The 4,772-nt window shown below is 37.7% G+C and carries 6 protein-coding genes; all 6 read left to right on the forward strand.

What is annotated here, in order from left to right:
• Positions 1-455, forward strand: a 455-nt coding sequence (locus WBJ10_RS03380; RefSeq protein WP_424288145.1) for an SDR family oxidoreductase, incomplete at its 5' end; no start/stop codon positions are given.
• 19 nt (positions 456-474) lie between these two features.
• Positions 475-789 (forward strand): L-rhamnose mutarotase, encoded by a 315-nt coding sequence (gene rhaM, locus WBJ10_RS03385; protein WP_424288146.1) that lies wholly within the window; start codon positions 475-477, stop codon positions 787-789.
• A gap of 18 nt (positions 790-807) precedes the next feature.
• Entirely contained in the window at positions 808-2,082 is a 1,275-nt protein-coding gene (locus tag WBJ10_RS03390; protein WP_424288147.1) for a sugar isomerase, read from the forward strand.
• Positions 2,083-2,134: 52 nt separating this feature from the next.
• The gene (locus WBJ10_RS03395; protein ID WP_424288148.1) at positions 2,135-2,404 is read left to right on the forward strand and encodes a hypothetical protein; all 270 of its coding nucleotides are present in this window, start codon (positions 2,135-2,137) and stop codon (positions 2,402-2,404) included.
• A 5-nt stretch (positions 2,405-2,409) separates the two neighbouring features.
• On the forward strand, positions 2,410-3,573 hold the full coding sequence (locus tag WBJ10_RS03400) for an alpha-hydroxy acid oxidase (protein ID WP_424288149.1): 1,164 nt from the start codon (positions 2,410-2,412) through the stop codon (positions 3,571-3,573).
• 60 nt (positions 3,574-3,633) lie between these two features.
• Positions 3,634-4,665 (forward strand): GntR family transcriptional regulator, encoded by a 1,032-nt coding sequence (locus WBJ10_RS03405; protein WP_424288150.1) that lies wholly within the window; start codon positions 3,634-3,636, stop codon positions 4,663-4,665.
• The last annotated feature ends 107 nt before the right edge of the window (positions 4,666-4,772 follow it).

A 4,772-nucleotide genomic window follows, 5' to 3' on the forward strand; every position in this document is an offset into this window, starting at 1 on the left:
AGGGTACATTTTTGGTCTCAAAAACCGCTGTTGAAATTATGCGCAAACAAGGGATTGGTGGTGATATTGTAAATATTGTTTCTAAAAATTCTGTGGTAGCAGGGCCAAACAATACGGGGTATGGGTCCGCAAAAGCAGCACAGGCCCATCTTACGCGTTTACTTGCCACCGAATTAGGTGCTGATAAAATTCGGGTGAATGCAGTTAACCCGGATGCCGTGATCTCCGATTCAAATATTTGGGCCGGAGGATGGGCAGAAGGAAGAGCTAAAGCCTATGGTATTAGTGTAGCAGAGTTGCCTGAATATTACGCAAAACGCACATTGATGAACGACGCAATTTTACCAGATGATATTGCGAACGCCTGCTTTGCATTTGCAGGCGGACTGCTGAAAAAGTCTACTGGTAACACACTGAATGTAGATGGAGGAGTTGCAGCAGCTTTTTTACGTTAAATTTAAAACTGAAACACTCATGGCACGCATTGCATTCAAAATGCAGCTTCACAAAGGCTTCGAAGCCGAATATAAAAGGCGCCATGATGAGTTGTGGCCGGAGTTGCAACAGCTATTAAAGGCGGCAGGCATTCGAGAGTACTCTATTTTTTTGGATGAAACGAGTAATAATCTATTTGGAGTATTCAACGTTGAAGAAATAGGATTAGTGGATAACTTAAGTTCCCATCCGATAATGCAAAAGTGGTGGTTGTACATGAAGGATATTATGGAATCTAACTCAGATAATTCCCCCCTTAGCACTTCTTTAAAAGAAGTATTTTACTTGCCCTGAAAGTATAAAAAGTGATAAATGCGTATAGACAAATCTACTGTAAGTAATTACAATCAGCCTTTGTTGGCTGAACATACACGCAAATTCGAATTCGTTGCTGCCGGTATTGAAAATATCGAGGTCATATTACAAAAATTGATTGATTTTCAAATAGCAATTCCAAGCTGGGCTTTGGGTACAGGTGGAACCAGGTTTGGGCGCTTTCCGAATGGGGGAGAGCCACGTAGCCTGGGCGAGAAAATGGAAGATATAGGTTTGATACATGCATTGAATCAATCAAGTGGTGCTATATCATTACATATTCCCTGGGATATCCCACAAAATATAAATGCTACTAAAGAATTGGCTCTTGAATATAATTTGCGTTTTGATGCAGTAAATTCAAACACGTTTCAGGATCAACTTAATCAGCAATACAGTTATAAATTCGGTTCGTTACAGCATTCAAATAAACTTATCCGTAGGCAGGCAATAGAGCATAATATTGAAGTTATAGACCATGGTATTCAATTAGGTTCAAAGTCTTTAACAGTTTGGGTGGCAGATGGCTCCTGTTTCCCGGGCCAGTTGAATTTCAGGCATGCATTTCAAAATACACTAGAAGGGTTAACAGAAATATATGCGGCTTTACCTGCCGATTGGAAAATATATATTGAATATAAGGCATTTGAGCCTAATTTTTATTCGACGACTATTGGCGATTGGGGGCAGTCGTTATTGTATGCAAACAAGTTAGGTGAGAAGGCTTATACACTGGTGGATCTAGGTCATCACTTGCCAAATACAAACATAGAGCAGATTGTGTCATTATTACTGATGGAAAGTAAATTGGGTGGCTTCCATTTCAATGATTCAAAATATGGAGATGATGACCTTACCGTTGGAAGTATCAAACCTTATCAGTTATTTTTAATATTTAATGAACTGATTGATGGGATGGATGTAAAGCGTATGAATCATGCAACGGATTTAGCATGGATGATCGACGCATCACATAATGTAAAAGATCCGCTCGAAGATTTGTTGCAATCTGTTGAAGCTATTATGATTTCTTATGCACAAGCCCTATTGGTTGATAGACGGGAATTAACTGCGAATCAAAACAAAAACGATGTGGCTATCGCGCAAGAAATATTGCAAAACGCATTCCGTACGGATGTAAGGCCGCTGGTGGCAGAAGCCCGTTTACGTTCAGGGGCTGCTTTAAATCCTTTGGATGTTTACCGTAAAGAAAAAGTAAGGGAACGTCTTATACAGAAGAGAGGATTGAAATCTCTTACAACGGGCTTGTGAGAAGCGGAAGGCCAGATACGAGATTTGAGAAACGAGATGTGAGACTTGAGATATGAAACTAAGCACCAACACCTTGCCAACCCCTGTAATAGCCATATTCGATATTGGCAAGACCAACAAAAAAATATTTTTGTTAGACGATCAATATCCCATCCAATGGGAGAGTTCGGTGAAATTTGATGAAATTTTAGATGAAGATGGCTTCCTGTGTGATGATATTCGGGTATTAACGAAGTGGGTAAAAGATACTTTTACTTATGTGACGGGGATGACAGATTTTGAAATCACCTGTATACGTATCATCAGGAAATATTATTTTTAAAAAAAATGAACGAGAACAAAAGTGTTTTGACTTATAATACTCAATATCCCTCCATGCAAGATTTAAGGAAAAAGGCAAAAAGGAGAATTCCGAAATTTGCTTTTGACTACCTTGAAGGAGGGTGCAATGAAGATGTAAATTTAGATAGAAATATCTCCGATTTGCAGGACGTTGTTTTAATGCCTCAATACTTGAAGAAACATAGTGGAACTGATTTGAGTACAAGCCTTTTTGGTCATGTTTATGATGCTCCGATAGGGATAGCTCCCATTGGATTACAGGGTTTAATTTGGCCAAACTCACCCGAAATCTTAGCTAAGGCAGCCTTAAAACATAATATTCCATATATCTTGAGTACTGTTTCAACGAGCAGTATAGAACGCATCGCAGAATTGTCTGAAGGCAGATCGTGGTTTCAATTATACCACCCTACAGAAAATACGCTGAGAAATGACATTTTAAAAAGAGCTGCCGCTGCTCAATGCCCGGTCTTGGTTGTGCTAGTAGATGTTCCCTCTTTCGGATATCGACCAAGGGATATTCGAAATGGTTTAGCAATGCCACCAAAAATGTCTGTTAGGAATATTCTTCAGGCTGTAGGTCGTCCTGTATGGTCGCTGGAAACATTAAAAGCGGGTATACCGGGTTTTGCCACTTTAGATCCTTATATGCCTAAAACTCTGAACCTCAGCAAATTAGGCCAATTTATGAATGCAAAATTTACCGGAAGAGTTGATGTAGACAAGTTAGCACCAATACGTGAAATGTGGAAGGGAGCGCTTGTGTTAAAGGGAGTTGTAAGTGAGGAAGATGCCCAAAAAGCAATCAGCATGGGTGTTGATGGAATTATAGTTTCTAACCATGGAGGGAGACAATTAGACGCGGCGGAATCAACAATCAAACCACTTAAAAATCTTGCTGCTAAATATGGAAAACAGATAAAGGTAATGATTGATGGAGGACTTAGATCAGGACCTGATATTTCGAGATCTTTGGCCTCGGGCGCTGAATTTACATTTATGGGAAGAGCTTTCATGTATGGTGTTGGAGCCTTAGGTAGAGAAGGGGGTGACCATACTATCTCTATTTTAAAAGTTCAGTTGCAACAAATAATGGATCAACTGGGTTGTGAAAAAATAGAAGATTTCCCACAACATTTAATTCACTAAAATTAATCAGGAGCTTGGTCTACACATAAAAATGTTAAACATGAAATTACTTTGAATGGTATGAAAAAGTTAGGACTGATAGATTTGATCAACGTAGATGAATATTCTATTACTCCTAAGTATTTACAGATCGTCAATTCTGTAAAAAGAGAAATTGAGAGCGGAAATATTCAAAAAGGCGAAAAAATGCCTTCCATTAATGAATTGAGTATAGAACTTGATATTGCAAGAGATACAGTAGAAAGAGGCTATAAATGTCTTAAGAACAGTGGGATAATTGAAGCGGTTCCAAGAAGAGGATATTTTATAAAAAACATTGAATTTCTACAGACATTCAAGATTTTCTTACTATTCAATAAGCTTAGCTCCCATAAAAAGACAATTTATGACTCATTTATCGAATCGTTGGGTGAAAATGCTTTAATAGACTTTTATATATATAATAATGATTTCCTGTTATTTAAAAGACTGCTCTCAAATAGAAAAGATGATTATACCCATTATGTGATAATACCCCACTTTATTGAGGGGGGGGCAAACGCACATGAGATCATTAATACTATTCCGAAAGAAAAACTTTTGTTATTAGATAAATTAGTTCCAGGCTTAACCGGTGAATACGCGGCAGCGTATGAAAATTTTGAATGGGATATTTACAATGGCCTTAACGAAGCAATTGATGAGTTAGCTAAATATCATACGTTAAAAATTATCTTCCCTGAAAATAGTTATTATCCTCCCGAGATATTGAAGGGTTTTAAAAACTTCTGTCAGGATCATACTTTTTCCTACAAGGTGATTAGTAATGTTTTGGAAGAGCCAATAAACGAGGGAGAAGTGTACATTAATGTTATGGAAGTTGATCTGGTTACTTTAATTGAGCGAATCATGTTACTGGATTTTAGAATTGGGAAACAGGTTGGAATTATTTCTTATAACGAAACCCCTCTTAAAAAAGTGATTTTAAATGGGATTACTACTATCTCCACCGATTTTCATCAAATGGGATTAATTGCAGCTCAGTTAATATTATCCAATTCCAGAGAGCAGGTAGAGGTGCCTTTTAAACTCACACTAAGGCCGTCGTTGTAATGTATCGCTCCTATTTTTGGTAGCCTCTCATTAAGGCCAGTATAAAAAAGTTAGTATTTCATTTTTTAATTGCCTGATTGATAACATGAAATGAGGGAATTATTTAA

The sequence above is a fragment of the Daejeonella sp. genome (assembly GCF_049655485.1).
Classification (GTDB): Bacteria; Bacteroidota; Bacteroidia; order Sphingobacteriales; family Sphingobacteriaceae; genus Daejeonella.